This is a genomic window from Microlunatus antarcticus (assembly GCF_014193425.1).
GTDB lineage: Bacteria > Actinomycetota > Actinomycetes > Propionibacteriales > Propionibacteriaceae > Microlunatus > Microlunatus antarcticus.
The window spans coordinates 137,457-157,509 of sequence record NZ_JACHZG010000002.1 but is presented as its reverse complement, the minus strand read 5'-3'; the positions used below and the strand labels follow the sequence as shown (position 1 = coordinate 157,509).

Annotated in this window: 18 protein-coding genes; 13 read left to right on the top strand and 5 right to left on the bottom strand. The window is 74.2% G+C overall.

The window, feature by feature from the left end; translation table 11 throughout:
- Window positions 1-1,282 (bottom strand): GH1 family beta-glucosidase (locus FHX39_RS18620; RefSeq protein WP_198424020.1); only part of this gene is annotated, 1,282 nt, incomplete at its 3' end.
- A gap of 153 nt (window positions 1,283-1,435) precedes the next feature.
- On the opposite strand from FHX39_RS18620, the gene FHX39_RS18615 reads away from it, so the two are divergent.
- The 3 genes from FHX39_RS18615 (at window position 1,436) to FHX39_RS18605 (ending at window position 3,789) form a co-directional block, all read left to right on the top strand.
- Entirely contained in the window at window positions 1,436-1,921 is a 486-nt protein-coding gene (locus FHX39_RS18615; RefSeq protein ID WP_183341972.1) for a histidine kinase, read from the top strand.
- A gap of 86 nt (window positions 1,922-2,007) precedes the next feature.
- Window positions 2,008-2,874: a DUF4097 family beta strand repeat-containing protein gene (locus tag FHX39_RS18610; protein WP_183341970.1), complete on the top strand. Its 867-nt coding sequence runs from the start codon at window positions 2,008-2,010 to the stop codon at window positions 2,872-2,874.
- Window positions 2,875-2,958: 84 nt separating this feature from the next.
- Window positions 2,959-3,789 carry an oxidoreductase gene (locus FHX39_RS18605; RefSeq protein ID WP_183341968.1) on the top strand — a complete coding sequence of 277 codons (831 nt, stop codon included), beginning with the start codon at window positions 2,959-2,961 and terminating at the stop codon, window positions 3,787-3,789.
- Between the two features lie 34 nt (window positions 3,790-3,823).
- On the opposite strand, the gene FHX39_RS18600 is transcribed toward FHX39_RS18605, so the two are convergent.
- Window positions 3,824-4,651, bottom strand: a complete 828-nt coding sequence (locus FHX39_RS18600; RefSeq protein ID WP_183341966.1) for an SDR family NAD(P)-dependent oxidoreductase — start codon at window positions 4,649-4,651, stop codon at window positions 3,824-3,826.
- Between the two features lie 101 nt (window positions 4,652-4,752).
- Here FHX39_RS18600 and FHX39_RS18595 point away from each other — a divergent pair, with 101 nt between their 5' ends.
- From FHX39_RS18595 to FHX39_RS18565, 7 genes are all read left to right on the top strand, one after another.
- The gene (locus FHX39_RS18595; RefSeq protein WP_232531477.1) at window positions 4,753-5,682 is read left to right on the top strand and encodes a S1C family serine protease; all 930 of its coding nucleotides are present in this window, start codon (window positions 4,753-4,755) and stop codon (window positions 5,680-5,682) included.
- Window positions 5,679-6,761: an AAA family ATPase gene (locus FHX39_RS18590; protein WP_183341964.1), complete on the top strand. Its 1,083-nt coding sequence runs from the start codon at window positions 5,679-5,681 to the stop codon at window positions 6,759-6,761. Before FHX39_RS18595 ends, FHX39_RS18590 begins: the two co-directional genes overlap by 4 nt.
- 17 nt (window positions 6,762-6,778) lie before the next feature.
- Window positions 6,779-7,693, top strand: a complete 915-nt coding sequence (locus FHX39_RS18585) for a DUF58 domain-containing protein (RefSeq protein WP_183341962.1) — start codon at window positions 6,779-6,781, stop codon at window positions 7,691-7,693.
- On the top strand, window positions 7,690-8,649 hold the full coding sequence (locus tag FHX39_RS18580) for a VWA domain-containing protein (protein WP_183341960.1): 960 nt from the start codon (window positions 7,690-7,692) through the stop codon (window positions 8,647-8,649). The genes FHX39_RS18585 and FHX39_RS18580 overlap by 4 nt, the downstream gene beginning before the upstream one ends.
- The gene (locus FHX39_RS18575) at window positions 8,646-9,737 is read left to right on the top strand and encodes a VWA domain-containing protein (RefSeq protein ID WP_183341958.1); all 1,092 of its coding nucleotides are present in this window, start codon (window positions 8,646-8,648) and stop codon (window positions 9,735-9,737) included. The genes FHX39_RS18580 and FHX39_RS18575 overlap by 4 nt, the downstream gene beginning before the upstream one ends.
- Window positions 9,738-9,865: 128 nt before the next feature.
- On the top strand, window positions 9,866-13,270 hold the full coding sequence (locus FHX39_RS18570) for a hybrid sensor histidine kinase/response regulator (protein WP_183341956.1): 3,405 nt from the start codon (window positions 9,866-9,868) through the stop codon (window positions 13,268-13,270).
- On the top strand, window positions 13,267-13,851 hold the full coding sequence (locus tag FHX39_RS18565) for a pyruvoyl-dependent arginine decarboxylase (protein ID WP_198424019.1): 585 nt from the start codon (window positions 13,267-13,269) through the stop codon (window positions 13,849-13,851). Before FHX39_RS18570 ends, FHX39_RS18565 begins: the two co-directional genes overlap by 4 nt.
- Window positions 13,852-13,883: 32 nt before the next feature.
- On the opposite strand, the gene FHX39_RS18560 is transcribed toward FHX39_RS18565, so the two are convergent.
- A complete protein-coding gene (locus FHX39_RS18560; protein WP_183341953.1) occupies window positions 13,884-15,209 on the bottom strand; it encodes a hypothetical protein in 1,326 nt (441 codons plus the stop codon).
- Window positions 15,210-15,387: 178 nt separating this feature from the next.
- Between FHX39_RS18560 and FHX39_RS22330 the strand changes: the two genes are divergently transcribed.
- From FHX39_RS22330 to FHX39_RS18545, 3 genes are read left to right on the top strand one after another with little or no spacing between them, the layout of a single operon-like run.
- Window positions 15,388-16,464: a sigma-E factor regulatory protein RseB domain-containing protein gene (locus FHX39_RS22330; protein WP_183341951.1), complete on the top strand. Its 1,077-nt coding sequence runs from the start codon at window positions 15,388-15,390 to the stop codon at window positions 16,462-16,464.
- Window positions 16,461-17,402, top strand: coding sequence for an ABC transporter ATP-binding protein (locus FHX39_RS18550; protein WP_198424018.1), 942 nt, complete (start codon window positions 16,461-16,463; stop codon window positions 17,400-17,402). Before FHX39_RS22330 ends, FHX39_RS18550 begins: the two co-directional genes overlap by 4 nt.
- Entirely contained in the window at window positions 17,399-18,211 is an 813-nt protein-coding gene (locus FHX39_RS18545; RefSeq protein ID WP_183341949.1) for an ABC transporter permease, read from the top strand. The genes FHX39_RS18550 and FHX39_RS18545 overlap by 4 nt, the downstream gene beginning before the upstream one ends.
- A gap of 104 nt (window positions 18,212-18,315) precedes the next feature.
- Here the strand turns inward: FHX39_RS18545 and FHX39_RS18540 are convergent, their stop codons facing one another.
- Both FHX39_RS18540 and FHX39_RS18535 read right to left on the bottom strand, forming a co-directional pair.
- A complete protein-coding gene (locus tag FHX39_RS18540; protein WP_183341947.1) occupies window positions 18,316-19,098 on the bottom strand; it encodes a lipase family alpha/beta hydrolase in 783 nt (260 codons plus the stop codon).
- Between the two features lie 57 nt (window positions 19,099-19,155).
- The gene (locus tag FHX39_RS18535) at window positions 19,156-20,052 is read right to left on the bottom strand and encodes a glycosyltransferase (protein WP_183341945.1); all 897 of its coding nucleotides are present in this window, start codon (window positions 20,050-20,052) and stop codon (window positions 19,156-19,158) included.
- Window position 20,053 lies beyond the last annotated feature (1 nt).

The window sequence follows — 20,053 nt, the reverse complement described above, 5'->3', positions numbered from 1 at the left end:
TGGTGTAGCCGAAGGCCCACTCGTAGTTGTCCATCAGGCTCCAGGCGAAGTAGCCCTGCAGCGGCAGCCCGCGTCGGATCGCCTCCCGGCAGGCCTCGACGTGGCCCTCGAAGTACTGCCGGCGGTCGGGGTCGTGGACGCTGCCGTCCGCCTCGACCACGTCGACGTACGCGGCGCCGTTCTCGGTGACGAGGACGGGCAGCTCGGGGGCGCGCTCGTGGACCAGCTCGATCACGTCGACGAGGCCGTCGGGGTGGACCTCCCAGCCCATGTCGGTCTTCGGGGCGCCGGTGTCGACGTACTGGACCCGCTCGCTGCCGGGGGTGGAGCTGGGCTGCGTCGGGTCCGCGAACACCCCGTCCGCGGGACCCGCCACCGTGTGGCGGCTGTAGTAGTTGACGCCGAGGAAGTCGAGCGGGGTGGCGATGGTCGCCAGGTCGTCGGCACGTTCCGCGAACCAGTCGGTCGTGCCGGTGTCGGTCAGCACGTCCGCCGGGTACGTCGCCAGGAGCAGCGGGTCCAGGAACAGCCGGTTCTGCAGGCCGTCGACCCGGCGTACGGCCTCGGCGTCGAGCGCGGAGCCGCTGCCCGGGCGCACCGAGTAGAGGTTGACCGTGATCCCGAGCGACAGCTCGGGGTGCCGCTCGCGGACGGCCTGGACCGCCAGGCCGTGGCCGAGCAGCAGGTGGTGGACCGCGTGCAGGGACTCGGTGCCGAGCTGCTTCCCCGGCGCGTGGACGCCGGCGCCGTAGCCCAGCAGCGACGAGCACCAGGGCTCGTTCAGCGTGGTCCAGTGCCTGATGACGTCGGCCAGCGCGTCGACCGTGGTGACGGCGTAGTCGCGGAACCGTTCCGCGGTCTCCCGCACGAGCCAGCCGCCCACGTCCTCGAGGGGCTGCGGCAGGTCCCAGTGGTAGAGCGTCGCGTACGGGGTGATCCCGTGCGCGTGGCAGGTCTCGGCGATGCGCCGGTAGAAGTCGAGCCCGGCCTGGTTCACCTCGTCGCCGCCCGTCGGGAGGACGCGCGACCAGGCAATCGAGAAGCGGTAGGCGGTGAAGCCGAGCCCGGCCAGCAGCGCGATGTCGGCGGCGTAGCGGTGGTAGTGGTCGTCGGCGACGTCGCCGTTCGAGCCGTCGACGATCGCGCCGGGCACCCGCGCGAACGTGTCCCAGATGCTAGGGCCGCGGCCGTCCTCGGTCGTCGCGCCCTCGATCTGGTACGCGGCCGTCGCCGCGCCCCAGACGAACGTGTCGGGAAAGCCGTTCATCGCCGCCGTGTTCATCGCTCGGTGCTCCTGATGCCGTCGTGGGATCGTTCCCACGAGAGTGCCACACCAGGCCTCCGCGACGGAACCCAGACGCCAGGGCGCGGTTCCCGTTGAAGAATGACACCACGGAGGCTTGACGTGACACCACTGTAGTGTCACCATGGTGCCATGGACCTGGGACCGTACGTCGATGACCTCCAGCGGCAGCTGGCCGCCGCCGCGGAGAACGGCACGGAGGACACGCAGGCCGTGGCCCAGCGCCTGACCTCCGCGCTCGAGGCCGCGACCCGCCTGGTCCTGCTCGACGCGCTGGCCGCGGCCACGGGCGAGATCACGCGCGACCTCGCCCCCGGGTCGGTCGACCTGATGCTGCGCGGCCGCGAGGTCGAGTTCGTGGTCGACCTGACGCACACCGAGGTCGAGGACGAGCGACCCGCGCCTGGGATCGACCTCGACGACGTGAGCACCTCGCGCACCACCCTCCGGCTGCCCGACGCCCTCAAGGTGCGGGTCGACGAGGCGGCCGCGACCGACGGGGTGTCCGTCAACACCTGGCTCGTCCAGGCCGTCGCGGCGGCGCTCCAGCCCAAGCAGCGGCGGGCCGCCCAGCGCACGCTGCGCACGGGCGACAACTTCGCCGGCTGGGCGCGCTAGCCCTCAGCCCGGCTCCAGCACCACCTCTCCACCCGCCGCGCGGCACCGCGCGGTCGGACCCACACGCTCAGAAGGAAGGCGCTCGCATGCCCACCTACAGCACCCCCGGCCCGATCGACCTCGCGATCAACGTCTCCGTCGGCGCGATCGACGTCGTCGCGGGCGACCGCGGGGACACCGTCGTCACCGTGTCCCCGACCAACCCCGCGAAGGACGCCGACCGACGTGGCGCCGCCGGGACGACCGTCGAGCTCGACGGCCAGCGGCTGACGGTCGTCACGCCGAAGCCGCGCTTCAGCCTGGTCGGACCGGGCGAGTCGGTCGACGTGCGGGTCGAGCTGCCGACCGGGTCGCGGCTGACCGCCGAGATCGCGGTCGGAGCCGTCCGCACCGAGGGCCGCCTCGGCGCCACTCGCGTCAAGGCCCTGTCCGGGGGCGCGCACCTCGACAGCACCGGCGACCTGTGGCTGCGGGCCGGCCACGGGAGCGTGGACGTGGTGCACTCCGACGGGAGCGTGGAGGTCACCGCCGACCACGGCTCGATCCGGCTCGGCCGGGTCGCGGGCGACGCGCTCCTCAAGGCGTCCCACGGCAGCGTCGGCGTCGGCGAGTCCGGCGGCGACCTCGAGGCGCGGCTCTCGTACGGCGACCTCGAGGTCGGCCGGGCGCTCGGCTCCGTCGTGGCGAAGACCGCGTACGGCAGCATCCGGCTCGACGAGGTCGTGAGCGGCTCGGTCGAGGCGGAGAGCGCGTACGGCGAGGTCGGTGTCGGCGTCCGGGCCGGGGTCCCGGCCTGGCTCGACCTGGCGTCGAAGAACGGTCGCGTCCGCAACGAGCTCGAGGCCGACCGGGCGCCGTCCGGGTCCGAGCCGTCGGTCTCGGTGCGCGCCCGGACGCAGTTCGGCGACGTGAGCGTGCGGCGTACGGCGGAGGAGCGCGCCACGCTGCGCTGACCCGATGAGGCATCGTGGGGCGCGGCGGGCTCGACCGACGTCCGGTCGCCCGCCCCCACCGCCGCTGCACGAAGGAGAACCCCCATGGCCACCTGGCTCATCACCGGCTGCTCGACCGGGCTCGGCCGCGCGTTCGCCGAGGCCGTCCTGGCCCGCGGCGACAACGCCGTCGTCACCGCCCGCGACGTCACGAAGGTCACCGACCTGGCCGACGCGCACCCCGACAACACGCTCGCCCTCGCGCTCGACGTCACCGACGACGACCAGGTCACCTCGGTCGTCAAGGCGGCGGAGGAGCGGTTCGGCGGCGTCGACGTCCTCGTGAACAACGCGGGCTACGGCTACCGCGCCGCGGTCGAGGAGGGAGAGGACGAGGACGTCCGCCAGCTCTTCGACACCCACGTCTTCGGCATGGTCCGGACGGTCAAGGCCGTCCTGCCGGGCATGCGGGCGCGACGTTCCGGGACGATCGTCAACCTGTCGTCGATCGGCGCGCGCATCTCGCCGGAGGGCTCCGGCTACTACGCCGCGGTGAAGGCGGCCATCGAGGCGCTGACGCTGTCGCTGCGCAAGGAGGTCGCGCCGCTCGGCATCACCGCGATGGCCGTCGAGCCCGGCGGCTTCCGCACCGACTTCGCCGGCCGCTCGCTCACGCAGTCGTCAAAGCCGATCGCGGACTACGCGGACACCGCCGGCAAGCGCCGCAAGGAGAACGACACCGTCCACGGCACCCAGAAGGGCGACCCCGACAAGGCGGCCGCCGCGCTGATCGAGGCCGTCGAGTCCCCGAACCCGCCCTTCATGCTGCTGCTCGGCAACGACGCGTCGGACGGCTTCCGCACCGCGCTCCACTCCCTGCTCGACGAGGTCGACACCTGGGAGACGCTGAGCCGGGGCACCGACTTCGACGAGTGAGACCGAGCGGCTCAGCGGTAGGTGACCCCCGGGCTCAGAGGCCGACCATCTCCGCGCTGCGGTCCCAGAGGCCGACGGCGAGGTCGGCGTCGCGGGCCTGGGGGTTCGACTTCGCGACCTTGTTGTGCTCGAAGTACTCACCCGTCGGCCAGGTGGCGCCGGGCGTGTTCTCGGCGAGCCACAGCAGGCCGCGCGAACCCCGCTCGGGGCTGATGGTGAAGAGCTTGTTGATCACCGGGGTCTGGTAGAGGAAGCGCATCGGGTGGGTCGTGTCGCTGGCGAAGTTGGTGCCGACGACGCCCGGGTGGAACGCGGCGGCGGCGATGCCGTCGGACCGATGGCGGCGGTCGAGCTCGCGGGTGAAGAGGATGTTCTCGAGCTTGCCGTTCCCGTACGCGCGGTCGGGGCTGTAGCCCCGCTCCAGGTCGAGGTCGTCGAGGACGACGTGGCCGAAGAGCCGCGCGGCGATGCTGGAGGTCTGGATGACCTTGGCCTGGCTGGCGGTCAGCAGCGGCAGCAGCAGGTTCGTCAGGAGGAACGGCGCCAGGTGGTTCACCTGGAACGTCAGCTCGTGGCCGTCCCCGGTCAGCGTGCGGTGGCCCATGATCCCGCCGGCGTTGTTCGCGAGGACGTCGATCCGGTCGTACGCCGTCCCGAGCTCGTCGGCCAGCCGCCGGACCTGGCCGAGGTCGGAGAAGTCGGCCACGTGGTACGGCGCGGCCAGCTCCCTGGCGACGGCTGCGGTCTTCTCGGGCGAGCGGCCCACGAGCACCACCAGGTGGCCGTCCGCGACGAGCTTGCGGGCGGCGGCCGCCCCGATCCCGTCGCTCGCGCCGGTGATCACGATGGTCTGGTTGGGCATGGGTGGCAGTGCCTCTCGTCGGGCGGAACAGGTGCTCCCCGAGTGTGCGGGAGACCGGCAACTCACAGCCCGCTGCCAGGGATCGTCCCTAGGCTGTCCGCATGGACCCCACCGGGGCTGGGCGGATGCGCGGGTTCCGCGCGCCCGGTGCCGACGAGGTCGCGAGCCGTCCGACGACCGCTGCACCCGCGGCGAGCGCGGGCCAGGCCCCCGGGGACGTCGACGTCATCGACACCACGCCCGAGGCGTCGGCCGCACCCCGGCGTACGGCGTCCTGGCGCTGGCTCGTCCTGGCCAGCGCGGTGCTGGTCGTGGCCATCGCGGTGATCGCGGCGCTGGCCTTCCGGCTCGGGTCGACCTCGGCCGCCTCCGACGCGGAGACCTCGCCCTCGCCGACCCCGACCCCCGCACCGACGGCCACTCCGCTCCCGGTGCCGCAGCTCTACACGCAGGTCGTGCCCTCGGTCGTGCTGATCCAGACCTCGAGGGGCTCGCTCGGCTCCGGGACGGTCGTGACCGACACCGGCACGATCCTCACGGCCAACCACGTCATCTCCGGCGGCGGCGACCTCACGGTCCTCTTCGCCGACGGCACGAAGGCGAAGGCGGAGATCGCCTCGACCAACCCGGAGAAGGACACCGCCACGCTCGAGCCGCAGAAGCTGCCGGAGGTCGTCGTCCCGGCGGCCCTGGGCGGCGGGGTCGCGGTCGGGGCGGACGTCGTGGCCCTCGGCAACCCGCTCGGGCTCCGCGCCAGCACGAGCAGCGGGATCGTGTCGGGGCTGAACCGCACGAGCAAGACCACGGCCGGCTCCATCAGCGGGTTGATCCAGTTCGACGCGGCGGTCAACCCGGGCAGCTCGGGCGGTCCGCTGCTGGACGCGCAGGGCCTGGTGGTCGGCGTCGTCGTGTCCATCGCGGACCCGGGCGGGGACGACGCCTTCGCCGGGATCGGCTTCGCCGTGCCGATCGGCGCCGCCCTCTCCGGCGGCGGCGACGGACCCGGCCCAGGAGGAGGACCCCAGATATGAGCCCGGACCCCAGCGGCGCGAGCCCCGGCAACGACCCCTGGTCGCGCGCGAGCGTCGAGCAGGCGCAGCAGACCCAGGCCGCCCGGCAGGCCAGCGCCGCGGACACGAACAACGCCGTCGCGAACCCGCTCGAGCAGGTGCTCTTCGAGGTCAAGCGCACGATCGTCGGCCAGGACGTGCTGCTCGAGCGGATGGCGGTCGCCATGCTGGCCGGCGGTCACCTGCTGGTCGAGGGCGTGCCCGGACTGGCCAAGACGCTGGCGGTGAAGTCCCTCGCCGGCGCGATCGGCGGTCAGTTCCAGCGTATCCAGTTCACCCCTGACCTGGTGCCCGCGGACCTGGTCGGCACGCGGGTCTACCACCAGCGCACCGGTGAGTTCGAGGTGTCGCTCGGTCCGGTGTTCGCCAACCTGCTGCTGGCCGACGAGATCAACCGCGCCCCGGCCAAGGTGCAGAGCGCGCTGCTCGAGGTCATGCAGGAACGCCAGGTGACGATCGGGCGCGAGACGTTCCGGGTGCCGGAGCCGTTCCTGGTCATGGCCACCCAGAACCCGATCGAGTCCGACGGCACCTATCCGCTCCCCGAGGCGCAGGTCGACCGCTTCATGATGAAGGTCGTCGTCGGCTACCCGAGCCCGCACGAGGAGCACGCGATCGTCGACCGCGCGCTGGTGCCGAGCCCCGCGCTGCAGGTGATGCTGAGCCCCGAGGACCTCGTGGCCATGCGGGGCCAGGTCGACCAGGTCTACGTCGACCCGGCGATCGTCGACTACGCCGTACGCCTCGTCGCCGCCACGCGCTCGCCCGCCTCGGTGGGCCTGGGGGACCTCGACCGGTACGTCACGTACGGGGCCAGCCCGCGCGCGACGATCGCGCTCGTCCTGGGCGGACGGGCCCTGGCCTTCCTGCGCGGGCGCGACTACGTCCTCCCGCACGACGTCGACGAGCTCGCGCTGGACGTGCTGCGCCACCGGGTCGTGCTCTCGTACGAGGCGCTGGCCGACGGGCTCGACGCGGACACCGTCCTCGTCCGCGTCCTGCGCGCCGTGCCCTCGCCCGACGTCGTCCTCCAGGGCTGACGGACGCGACCCCGGCCATGCCGCCCCCCACCACGCGCGCCGACGCGCTGCTGCACCGCCTCGAGTGGCGGGTCGTGCGGCAGCTCGACGGGCGCGTCCAGGGCGCCTACCGGACCGCGCGGCGGGGGAGCGGCCTCGACTTCGCCGGGCTGCGGGCCTACGTCGAGGGCGACGACGCCCGCCACATCGACTGGAACGTGACCGCCCGGCTCGACGAGCCGCAGGTGCGCGAGTTCAGCGAGGACCGCGAGCTGACCTCGTGGCTGGTACTGGACCGTTCTGCGTCGATGAGCGTCGGCGGCCCCGGCCGGGGCAAGCAGGACGTGCTCGGCGAGCTCGCGCTCGTGCTGGCCCGCCTGCTGGGCCGCAGCGGCAACCGGGTCGGCGCGGTGCTCTACGGCGCGGGTGCCGCGCGCATCGTCCCGCCGGGGACCGGCCGCCGCCAGGCGTTGCGCATCGGCCACGAGCTGACCCGGACGTCGCCGGACGCCGGGTCGACGCCCCCGGGCCGGACCACCGACCTCGCCGCGATGCTGAGCGCGGTCGCGGGCCTCGCCCGACGGAACCTCGTCGTCGTGGTCTCGGACTTCATCGGCACCGGCGACTGGGAACGTCCCCTGATGCAGCTCGCCCACCGCAACGAGGTCGTCGCCCTGCGGGTCGTCGACGCGGCCGACGACGCCCTGCCCGAGGTCGGGCTCGTCGTGGTCGAGGACGCCGAGACCGGCGAGCAGGTGCTGATCGACTCCGGCGACCCCTGGTTCCGCGCGCGGTTCCGCGAGGGCGTCGACGAGCGCGAGGCCGGGCTGGGCGCCGGCATGCGGCGCGCGGGCGTGCCGCTGCACCGTGTCGACACCGCCCACGACCTGATGACGACGCTCGTCGACGTGGTCGCGCAGACCCGGGGGCCCGTACGTGGTGGCGTCCGGTGAGCCTCGCGCACCCCGTCCTGCTCGTCCTCGGCCTGCTCGTGGCCGGCGCGCTGGTCGTCGTCGCCGTCCGGCTCACGCGGCGACGTTCCGCGGCGCTGGCGGCGGCGGGCATCGCCACTCCGGGCCGCGCCGGGGTGCCGCTCGCCCTCTGGCTGAGCCTGGGCGGCGTCCTCCTCCTGGCCGTCGCCTGGGCCGGACCGGCCGCCGCGCTGCCGGTCGGTCGGAGCGCGGGCACGGTCGTGCTGGCGATGGACGTGTCGAGCAGCATGGGGGCCACCGACGTGGCCCCGAGCCGGCTGGCGGCCGCGCAGCAGGCGGCGGACGCCTTCATCGACGCGCAGCCCGACACCGTGGACATCGGCGTGGTCGGCTTCGACCAGGGTGCGCTCACGACCTCGCTGCCGACGGCCGACCGGGCGGCGTCCAAGGCCGCGGTCCAGGCCCTGCGGCTCTCCGGCGGGACGTCCCTGTCCTCGGCGATCCTCGGCTCGCTCAGCGCCATCACCGGCAAGACCGTGACCCTCCCCGAGAGCGGCGCCCTGCCCGAACTCGGCTACTGGGGCTCGGCGACGATCGTGCTGCTCTCCGACGGCGGCGACTCCAGCGGCAGCGCGGAGGCCGCCACCACGGCGGCGACCCTGGCACAGAACGCCGGCGTCCACCTCGAGACGGTCGGCGTGGGCACCGCGTCCGGCGCCAACGTCGAGGTCGACGGCTTCCAGCTCCACACCGCCCTCGACACCGACCGCCTGACCCAGCTCGCGCAGACGACCGGCGGCGCCTACCACCCGGCCTCTGACGCCGCCCAGCTCGACGACGTCGCCTCGGGGATCGACCTCCGCCTGACCGTCGCCGAGCAGGACGTCCCGCTGGCCGGCGGTGTCACGGCCCTCGCGCTCGCGCTCCTGGTCGCGGGCGCCGTCCTGACCGCGCTGAGGACGGGCCGTCTCGTATGACCTTCACCTGGCCCTGGGCCCTGCTGTCCCTGCTGGCGATCCCGGCGGTGCTCGCGCTGACGTGGCTGCTCCGACGTCGCCGGCGACGGGCAGCCGTACGGGTCACCTCGATCGCCCTGGTGCGCGCGGCGCTGCCGAAGAAGACGCGGTGGGTGCGGCTGCTGCCGAGCCTGCTGCTCCTGCTGGGCTTCGCGGCGCTCGGCGTCGGGTCGGCGCGGCCGCAGGCCAGCGTCCCGGTCGCGTCCGACTCGACGACGATCATGCTGGCGATGGACGTCTCGGGCTCCATGTGCTCGACCGACGTCGAGCCCAACCGGATCACGGTGGCCCAGCAGGCGGCGATCAGGTTCATCGAGAACGAGGGTGGCAAGACCCGCATCGGGCTCGTCGCCTTCGCCGGGGTGGCCGGCCTGCAGGTGCCGCCGACAACCGACACCGACGCGCTCGTCGCCGCCGTGAACGGGCTGTCGACGGCCCGCGGCACGGCCATCGGCTCGGCGATCATGACCTCGATCGACGGCATCGCCGCGGTCGACCCGACCGTCGCGCCGAGCGGCGTCGACGCCGAGGCGGCCCAGCGCTCCGGGGTCGCCCCGGACGTGATCGTCGTGCTCACCGACGGCGCCAACACCCAGGGGGTCGAGCCCGCGACCGCCGCCGAGACGGCCGCGGTGCGCGGGCTCCGCGTCTTCACGATCGGCTTCGGCACCACCACCCCGACGCGGATGGCGTGCACCGGCCAGCAGGCGGGCGGCTGGGCCGGCGGGGGCGGCGGCTTCGGCGGCGGCGGTCGCGGGTTCGGCGGCGGCCGCAGCCCGCTGGTCATCGACGAGGAGGCGCTCGAGGGCGTCGCGAAGACGACCGGCGGCGAGTACTACCGCGCGCTGGACGCCGACCAGCTGACCCTGGCGCTGGCCGACCTGCCGAGCCAGGTGACGGTCGCGCGCAAGGAGGTCGACGTCGCGTCCTGGTTCGCCGGCGGCGGCGGGCTGCTCGTCGTGCTCGCCGTCGGGCTCTCCCTGTGGTGGAACCGCGTCCGGGCGCCGGGCGTGCCGGTCGTCCCCGGCGGCTCGGTCGGCTCGCGCTGACGCGTCCGACGCGGGCGGGCCGGACCGCCGTGCAGTAGATTTCGTGCGGACACCGTCATCGGGGGATGGACGAAAGAAAACGCACTGATGTTCTCCGAGATCTCCTGCGGCACGGCCCGACGGTCGACGTGACGGCCGTCGCCCACCCGCCCCTGCTCGCCCGGGCGACCTCCAACCGGTGGTTCGACTTCGCCGCCCAGCTGGTGGCCTGGTGTCTGCTCGCGGCCGTCGTCGGGGTCCACCTCGCCGGCGGGCCGCCCGAGACCGGCCACCGGCTCCTGGTCGGCAACGTCGCGCTCCTGGCCTCCATGACCTTCGGCGTCGTCTGCTGCGTCCAGGCGGCCCGGCGTCCCACGCCGTCGCGGCGGGCGTGGACCCTCGTCACGGTGGCGCTGAGCCTCGGGATGCTCGGTCAGGTCTTCTTCACCATCGGGATCCTCGACGGCACGCAGTCCAAGCCGTCGCGGGTCTCCGACATCCTCAGCTACCTCGGCTACTGCGTCCCGCTCCTCATCGCGCTGTTCCTCTTCCCACGTCCTCCGGAACGCCTGATCTCCCGCTTCCGCGGCGTCGTCGACGCGGTGGTCATCACGACCTCCGTCCTGATCGTCAGCGAGGGCACCGTGCTCGGGGTGCTCCGCCAGGCGATGGACCTGTCGTCCCCCGCCGGACTGGCCACGCTGGCGTACCCGGTCGCCGACATCGCGATCTGCGCGGTGGTCCTCACGCTCGGCATGCGGCAGGCGGTCGCCGACCGCCTCGGCTGGTTCTGCATGGGCGCGGGGCTGCTCGCCCTCGCCGTCACCGACAGCCTGTACGTGCGGCTCCTGGCCGAGGGCGCCACCGGAGCGACCGGCACGCCCCTGGTGCTCGGCTGGGTCGCGGTCCCGGTGCTGATCGGGCTGTCGTCCCAGACCGCCGCGCGCTCCGCCGGGAGCCGGCACTGGAACCTCGACCTGACCGCCCAGCTGCTGCCGTACGTCCCGGTGGCGGCGGCGGGCGTCGTCCTGGCCCTGCACCCGATCGTGGACGACCCGTTCCTGATCGCCGCCGGTCTCCTGCTGCTGATCACGGTCGCTGCGCGCCAGGTCATGATCGTCTACGAGAACCTCACGCTGACGCGCGACCTCGAGCGGAAGGTCGCCGAGCGGACGTCCGAGCTCGCGACGGTGGGCTCGATCGTCACCTCCTCCCGCGACGCCGTCGTCGGCTGGAACCTGGACCGCACGGTCTCCACCTGGAACCCCGCCGCGGAGGAGCTCTTCGGCTACCGCGCCGTCGACGTGATCGGCCAGAGCCCGGACTTCCTCCCGCAGGAGACCCAGGAGCTCCTCGTGGCCATGCTGCAGTCGGCCGCGCGCGAGGAGGAGCTGCCGACCATCGAGTCCGAATGGAGCCGGCCGAACGGCACGTCCGTCCCCATCGCCATGACCGTCTCCCCGGTCCGGGACGCCTGCGGCGGGGTGGTCGGCATCTCGTTCTCGGCGCAGGACATCACCGAGCGCAAGCGTGAGGCCGAGGCGCTCGAGGAGGCCCGCGAGGAGGCGCTCCGGTCGTCGCGGGTGAAGTCGGAGTTCCTCGCCACCATGAGCCACGAGATCCGGACGCCGATGAACGGCGTCATCGGCCTGGTCTCGCTCCTCCTCGACACCGAGCTGGACGCGCAGCAGCGCGACTACGCCGAGGGCGTCCACCACGCGGGGCAGGCCCTGCTCGACGTGATCAACGACATCCTCGACTTCTCCAAGCTGGAGGCCGGCAAGGTCGTGCTCGACTCCGACGACTTCGACCTGCGCCGGCTCGTCGAGGAGGTCGGCGACCTGCTCGCGCCCGCGGCGTACGCGAAGGGGCTGGAGCTGCTCGTCGACTTCGACCTGGACGCGGTGCGGGGCGTCCGGGGCGACCACATGCGCGTCCGTCAGGTGCTGCTCAACCTCGCCTCGAACGCGGTCAAGTTCACCGCGCAGGGCGAGGTCCGGATCCGGGTGACCAGCACTCCTGTCGAGGGCGGCACCGTCGGCGTCCACGTCGAGGTCGTCGACACGGGGATCGGGGTGGCGGAGGCCGACCAGCCGCGGCTCTTCGACTCGTTCTCGCAGGCCGACGCGTCGACGACGCGGCGCTACGGCGGCACCGGGCTGGGGCTGGCCATCGTCCGGCGGCTGGTCGAGGCCATGGACGGCGAGGTCGGCGTCCGGAGCACCCCGGGCGAGGGCAGCACCTTCTGGTTCGACGTCCGGCTGCCGGTCGCCGAGCTGGCGCCGCCGGCGCTGTCCGACCTGCCGGCGCTCGGGTCGCTGCCGGCCCGGCTGCACGCGCTCGTCGTCGACGACAACGCCACCAACCGCACGATCCTGGCCGGCCAGCTGAGCGCCTGGGGGATCGCGGTCGACGCCGTCGAGAGCGCGGCCCACGCGCAGGAGGCGCTGCGCACCGTGCGGGCCGCGCACCGCCGCTACGACCTCGCGATCCTCGACATGCTGATGCCCGACGTGGACGGGCTCGAGCTGGCCCGGCTGATCAACGCGGACCCGGAGACGGCCGGGCTGCCGATGATCATGCTCAGCTCGGCGCCGCGGCTGCCGCAGCCGATGCTGGCGGAGGTCGGCGTCGCCCGCTGGCTGAACAAGCCGGTGCGGGCGGCCGCGCTCTACGACGCCATCGTCCGCCTGATGACCGGCCGCGGACGGCGGGGCGACGACGGCGAGGGCCAGGCGCAGCGCTCGCTCGCGGCCGTCCCGCCGCCGTCCCGCGGCCGGGTGCTGGTCGTCGAGGACAACGAGCTGAACCAGCTGGTCGCCCGGGGCCTCGTCGAACGGCTCGGCTTCCAGACCGATGTCGCCCGCGACGGGCTCGAGGCGCTCGAGGCGCTCGGCCGCCAGACCTACGATGTCGTGCTCATGGACTGCCACATGCCGGTGATGGACGGCTTCGCCGCGACCCGACGGATCCGCGAGGCCGAGCGCGGGCACGCCCGGACCCCGGTGGTCGCGATCACCGCGAGCGCGCTCGTCTCCGACCGGGAGCGCTGCCTGGGCGCGGGGATGGACGACTACGTGGCCAAGCCGATCGATCCCGACGTGCTGGCCGAGGTGCTCGACCGCTGGGCCCCGCCGCCCCACGAGGACGGCCCGCTCGCCGCCCGGGACGACCCGGCCGACCTCTCGCTCGTGGAGGACCTGGGGCACATCGACGCCGACCAGATCGAGGGGCTGGCCGAGCTGCGCACGCCCGACGGCGGGAGCCTGCTGGCCACGTTCATCTCGTCCTTCACACGGCGGGCGGAGGACCGGCTCGCCGCGATCCGGGACTGCGTCGGGCGCGGCGACGACGAGGCGCTCGCGATGGCGGCCCACGAGCTCAAGGGCTCGGCCGCGACGATCGGCGCCGTCCGGGTCGCCGCGCTCTGCGGCGAGCTGGAGCACGGCGGTTGCCGGGTGCTCGAGCACGCGCCGGGGCTGCTCGACGACCTGGCCGAGGAGCTCGGCCTCGCGGTCCACGAGCTCGACGCGATCGCGGGTCGCGCGGCGTGAGCGCCGAGCTCGTCGACGGTCCCCGCACGCCCGCGGCGCGACCGCCCGGCGCCGGCCTGGTCCCGCACCGGCTGCCGGTCCTGGGGGCGACGGCGACGGCCCGGACCGGGCTCGCCGCGTTCCACCGGGCGCTGACGGCGGTCGGGCTCGGCCACTACAACCTGGTCCGGCTCTCGAGCGTCATCCCGCCCGGGACGGCCGTCGGGGTCGGCCGGGTGGACCAGGGGCCGGCGCTGCCCGCCCGCTGGCGGGACGCGCGCCCCGACGACGTCGTCGACGGCCACCACGGCGACCGGGTCTACTGCGTCTACGCCGAGCACGGCACCGACGTGCCGGGCGAGCAGGTGTGGGCCGGGGTCGGCTGGGCGCAGCGCGTCGACGGCCAGGGCGGGTTCTTCGTCGAGCACCACGGGCCCACCCCGGAGGCCGTCACGACCGACATCAGGACGAGCCTGGAGGACATGACCACCGACGAGGTGGCCGAGTTCGCGCCGCCGGAGTGGGTGCTCGAGGGCGTCGTCTGCGAGGGCGACCCCGTCTGCGCCCTGGTCGTCGTCCCGTACGCCGTCGTCGGCTGGTAGGTCCGGACCCGCAGGGCTCAGGACCCGCAGGCTCAGGAGCGGTGGGGCTCCACGTCGTGGACGAGCCAGACGTTGGGCTCGAGGTAGGTGCCGGTCCCGTCGGCCACGACGAGCGGGGCGAGGGCCCCGGGCACGACGTACGTCCCCGGCCCGGGCAGCGGGTCCTCGACCCACGTCCGCCAGTCCTCGACCGTGCCGGTGATCGTCATCGACACCGGGGCGACGCCGAGCATCCGTGCCCCCAGGCGCAGGTGCGTGCGCACCCAGGGGTCGAACGGCTCGCCCTCCGGGGTCCGCCAGGTCAGGAACTCCTCCATGGCCACGAGCGGGTAGCGCTCCTTGAGCACGGGCCGGACGGGGGCGATGAGCGCCCGACCGCCGGCCCGGGCGGTCGCCTCCCGCAGGGCCTCGATGAAGCGGACCGCGAGGCCGCGTCGGGCCGCGTCGGGGGCGACCGTGATCGACAGGGCCGACGCCGCGTTCGCCGGCCGACCGGAACGGCGCAGCGCGGCCGCCCGGCTCACGGCGCCGTCCCAGCCCGACGGCAGGTCAGCCGCCGTCCCGTCCCAGTCGAGCGGCAGCGAGGACGCCACGCCCCGTACGCGGTCCTCGGCGTCGAGCGCCAGCACCTGGTGCTCGGGAAAGCTCTGCAGCAGCTCCTCGAGCTCCTCGTCGTGCCCGGGGTGGCCGGCGAGCATGAACACGGGCCACCGCGAGAGGAGCAGGGCACCGATCTCCTCGACGAGGTCGGGACGTTCCGCGAGGGAGACGAGGCGCAGGTCGTCGACGGCCACCTGCGGCGAGGCGACGGGCTCGGTCGGCAGCCGCCCGTGCCGGTAGTCCGCGACGCTGTAGGTCTGCGTGTCGAGCGACGCGACGGTGCTCCTCGGACCGAACAGCCAGCCCGTCCAGCGGCCGACGCCGTGCTCGTCGTTGTACGCGCAGGTGTCGAAGCCGACCACGCCGCGGGTCGACTCGAGCTGGTGCTTGACCTCGGAGGCCATCAGCAGCAGCGCCTGCGAACGGCGACGCTCGGGGTCGACCAGCGTGTAGCCCAGGTAGAACAGCGCGTCCCGCCCGGCCGCGTCGGGGAAGCGCGTCCAGAAGTACGACGGGTTGACCCAGGGGACCGCCGTGAGGTCGCGGGTCAGCGTGGTGAGGCCGACCGGGACGCCGTCGTCGTCGCGGACGAGCAGCTTGAGGATCCGCGGGTCCGCCATCTCGCCGTCGAACTCGTCCCGGGTGAGGACGTGCCGGGCGGCGGCGCGGGTGACGAGCGGGGCGAAGGCACGGAGGTAGAGCGGGTGCAGGATCTCGAGGTCCGCACCGCCGACCTCGGTCTCGACGTGGACCTGCACGCCTCGAACTGTAAGCGCTTGCGGTCGGGCCGGTGCGAGGCGACCCGGGTGGGTGTGAACGCTCTCAAACTCCTCTCCGGGAACGTCCAGGAGACGTTCAGGCGGAGGCGTCGAGGCCCGGCGTACGTGGGGTGCGCGGACCGCCCCGCGCTAGGGCTCCCCACGTACCGTGGCCGTCGTGAGGCGCTGGCTCGTGGTGGTGCTGGCCGCCGTGCTCCTCGTGGGCGTCCCGGTCGCCGTGCGGCACCGCGCCCCCGGTGCCGTGGCCCAGCCCCAGGCCGCCGAGCTCGTCGCCAGGATCCAGGACTCCGGGTCGGTCGGCTGGTCGGGCCGGGCGCAGAGCCGCGGGTCGCTGCAGCTGCCCGACAACGACTCCTTCGCGACGCTGGGTCAGCTCCTCGGCCAGCAGGTGGAGCTGCGGGCGTGGTGGCGCGGGCCGCGCAGCTGGCGGGTCGACCGGATCCGCAGCACGGGCGAGACGGACACGTTCCGCGACGGGGGCGGCCAGGTCCGCTGGATCTTCGAGTCCGAGCGCGCGACGTTCTCCCCGGTCTCGACCATCCGGCTGCCGGACGCCGTCGACGTCCTGCCCGCGACGCTGGGGCGCGACCTGTTCCAGGGTGCGCGTGCCGACGAGGTGAGCGTGATCGCTCCCGAGCGCGTCGCCGGGGTGGACGCCGCCGGTCTCCGCCTGACCCCGGCGGACGCCGCGAGCACGGTCGACCACGTCGACCTGTGGGCCGACCCCGTCACCGGCCTGCCGCTGCGGGTCGACCTCTACGGGGCGGGTGCCGCTGTGCCCGCCCTCACCACCGCCTTCACCGAGGTCACGCTGGCGGCCCCGGACCCGGCGGACGTCCGGTTCCGCGCGCCCGAGGGCGTGACGCTGGCGTACGAGGAGTCCACGGACGTGGCCGCCGCCGCCAACGCGCTCGAGCAGGTCGACCTGCCGGCCACGGTCGCCGGGCTCGCCACCCGCGACGGCCAGGACCCGGGGGCCGTCGGCGTCTACGGGCGTGGGCCCACGACCATGATCGTCTTCCCGCTGCGCGGGAACGTCGCGCGCCCGTTGCGCGACCAGCTCGGCCGCAACGCCGCGGCCACGCAGACCGCCGCCGGGACCCTGGCGCCGGTCGGTCCCATCAGCGTCCTGCTCACGCGCCTGCCCGGGCGCGGGGGCGGCTTCCTGCTGGCCGGGACCGTGACCCCCGAGACGTTGACCGCTGCGGCCGCGCAGCTCCAGGAGGGCGCATGAGCGACCAGCCGGTGATCAGGACCCGCGCGCTGACCAAGCGCTACGGCGAGCTGCGGGCCGTCGACGCGGTCGACCTGGAGGTCGCCGAGGGCGACGTCTACGGCTTCCTCGGCGCCAACGGGTCGGGCAAGACCACGACCGTGCGGATGCTGCTCGGGCTCGTCCTGCCGACCGGCGGCGAGGTCGAGGTGCTCGGCCTGCCGATGCCGGAGGCGCGCTCGACCGTGCTCCCGCAGGTGGGCGCGCTGGTCGAGGGGCCGGGGGCGTACGACCACCTGTCCGGCCGGCTCAACCTGTCCCTGCTCGACGCCGCGGGACCGGACGCGCTGCCGCGGGCGCAGCGCCGCCGGCGCATCGACGAGGTGCTCGAGCAGGTCGGCCTCGACCCGGGCGACCGGCGGCCGGTGAAGGCGTACTCGCTGGGCATGCGGCAGCGGCTCGGGCTCGCGTCGGCGCTGATGCGGCGACCACGGCTGCTCGTGCTGGACGAGCCCACGAACGGGCTGGACCCGCAGGGCATCAGCGAGATCCGCACGCTGCTCCTCGCGCTGAACGCCGCCGGCACGACGATCTTCCTCTCCAGCCACCTGCTCGCCGAGATCGAGCAGATGTGCACCACGGTCGGTGTGCTCGACCGGGGTCGGCTGGTCCTGCAGGAACGCCTCGACACCCTGCTCCGCCCGACCGGGCTGGTCGCGGTGCACAGCCCGGACGCGCGCGCCGCGACGATGCTGCTCGGCGACGCCGTCGTCGACGTCGACGGGGAACGGCTGCTCGTGCGCGCCGACGACGCCGCCGGGCTCAACCGGCACCTGGTCGGTGCGGGCGTCCGCGTCGCGCGGCTGGGCCCGTACGAGCGCGACCTGGAGCAGGTGGTGCTCGAGGCGAGCCACGTCGAACCGGCTCCACGGCGTGACCGGGTCGAGGTGCTGACGTGATCAGGGTCGAGCTGGTCAAGCTCGTCCTGCGGCCGCGCACCTGGGTGATCCTGGGCATGCTCGTCGCCCTGCCGACGCTGGTCGCGATCCTGCTCGCCGTCACCGACATCGCGCCGGGGCCGGGCGAGGGGCCGCCGTTCCTGTCCGCGGTGCTGAGCGACGGCACGCTCTTCCCGCTCGCGGCCCTCGGGGTCGTGCTCCCGCTGTTCCTGCCGATCGCGGTCTCGGTGCTCGGCGGCGACGCCGTGGCCGGCGAGGTCCAGTCCGGGACGCTGCGCTACCTGCTCGTCCGCCCGGCCAGCCGGCTACGGCTGCTGGTGGCCAAGCTCGTGACCGTCGTGGCCTTCGTGATCCTGGCGGTGATCGTGGTCGCCGTCGTCGCGTACGTCGAGGGACGGCTGCTGCTCGGCACGGCCCCCGCCGCGGGGACGGTCAGCCTCAGCGGTTCCACCCTCACCCCGACCCAGCTGGCCTGGCGCACGGCGCTCGCGCTCGCGTACATGGTCGTCTGCATGCTCGGCGTGGCCGCGGTGGCGCTGTTCCTGTCGACGGTGAGCAGCTCCTCGATCGGCGCCGCCCTCGGCACGGTCGGCGTCCTCATCGGCTCGACCGTCCTGCTCGGCCTCGACGCGGCGCAGGGCCTGCACCCCTTCCTGCCGACGCGCTACTGGCTCGCCTTCGTCGACCTGTTCCGCGACCCGGTCCTGTGGGGCGACGTGGTGCGCGGGACGCTCGTCCAGCTCGGCTACCTGGTCGTCTTCGGCCTCGCCGCCTGGGCGAACTTCGCCACCTCCGACGTGGACGATTAGCAGGTTCGCGCTCACGCCGGTTTTCTGACGCTCGTCGCCGAGGATGCGGCCTCGAGCGTGGTTCTGGCCCGACGAGGGTCAGGAAACCGGCGCCGCGGTGCAACTCAGCACGCGGCACCCGGCGACGCCATCGGCCCGGCGCCGAGGGTGGAGCGCAGGGTTGCGGCCACGACGGGGTCGGCGGGCAGCTCGTAGTGCGACGTCGTCGCGTCCGGGCAGTTGTCCTGCACGACCACGTTGAGCGCGCCGTCGAGCGCCGCCGACGCGGTGGGCGTGACGACCTGGTCGGCGCTCGACCGGACCGTCGCCCACTCCGGCCCGGACGGCGTCTCGTCGCCCGCGTTGAGGCGGCGGAGCAGCGGGCTGTCGGGCAGGAGCTGCTCGCAGGCGGTGGGGCAGCCACCGGCGACCTCGGCCCCGAGCGCGGCCACGCTCGTCCCGTGCTGCGGCGACCCGAGGGTCAGCACCCGGCGCGCCTGGGCGGCACCGCCGTGGTCGCGGACCCACAGCCGCACGACGACCCCGCCGGCGGAGTAGCCGACGACGTCGACCGAGGGTGCGCCGCTCGTCCGCAGCACCCCGTCGGCCACGTCGGCCAGGTGGTCGGCCTGCGCGTCCAGGTCCCCCGTGCCGTCCCCGACGAGGTCCACGACCGTGACCGCGCGCCCCTCGGAGCGGAGGACGGCGGCGAGCGGGTCGAGGGACGCCGTACGTCCGCCGTAACCGGGCACCAGCAGCACCGGTCCCGGCCGGTCCTGCGGAACCGGCCCGTCGCGGGTCACCGCCCGGACGACCAGCGTGACCACGAGCGCCAGCACGAGCAGGGCCACGACGGCGAGCACGCCGAGCACGAGTCGACGTCGCTGGGGCGAGAGGGCCTCGAGCACCGTGCGTCCTCCTCGGTGTGGAGCGGGGCGCCAGGCTAGTCGTGCGCCCGAGCGGGCTCAGTCCTCGAGCACGGCCGCGTACGCGTCGACGCCGCGGTCCTCGATGGACGTCGGCAGCTCCAGGTGCCAGGCCCCCGACGGCAGCAGGCCGGCGCCGCCGAACCGTTCCGCGACCTGGAGCTGGGTCACGACGTCCTCGCCGCGGAGGTTGTGGGGCAGGTCGGCCCAGAAGCCGTAGCCGCCGACCTCGCGCAGCGCGTCGCTCCGGAACAGCACGCACCCGGCGACCCAGGCGACCTTGTACGCGGCCCACCCCCGGGCGTCGAGCGCGCCGGGCGGGAGGCGGTCGAGCAGGTGCTGCACGTTCGCGGCGTTGTGCAGCCGCCAGCGCTCCCAGCCCGGGTCGCCCTTGCGGACCCGCTCGGGCTCGACCTGCCCGCCCGGCCACAGCTCGAACGTCTCTAGCTCGGCCGGCCGGACGTCGTCGAGGTAGGACGCCGCGGCGTGGGCCATGCCGACGAACCCGCACCCGAGCACGTCCATCGCCTCGATCAGCTGGCGCAGCACCCAGCGTTCGAGCAGGACGTCGTCGTCGAGCATCAGCAGGTAGGTGCGGCGGGCCCGGTCGAGGAGGTGCTGGCGCTGCTCGGTGACCCCGCGCCCCGGCTCCTGCCGGTGGTCGACCTCGACCTCCCAGCCGCGCAGCCGCATCACCGACAGCAGGCTCGCGATCTCGGGCTGCTCGACCGAGCTCGAGCCCGGCGTCTGGTCCGCCAGCACGAGCCGGGCGGTGAGGTCCTGCGACAGCAGGCCGGCCAGCGTGACCGCGAGGGCGGCGGCCCGGTCGCGCGTGGGGATGAGCACGTCGAGGTCGTCGCGGTGCGGGACGGCGCCCCGCAGCAGCGAGGTTCCCGTCGTCCGGCTCGTGGACGAGGCAGGATCGGGGGCCGGCACG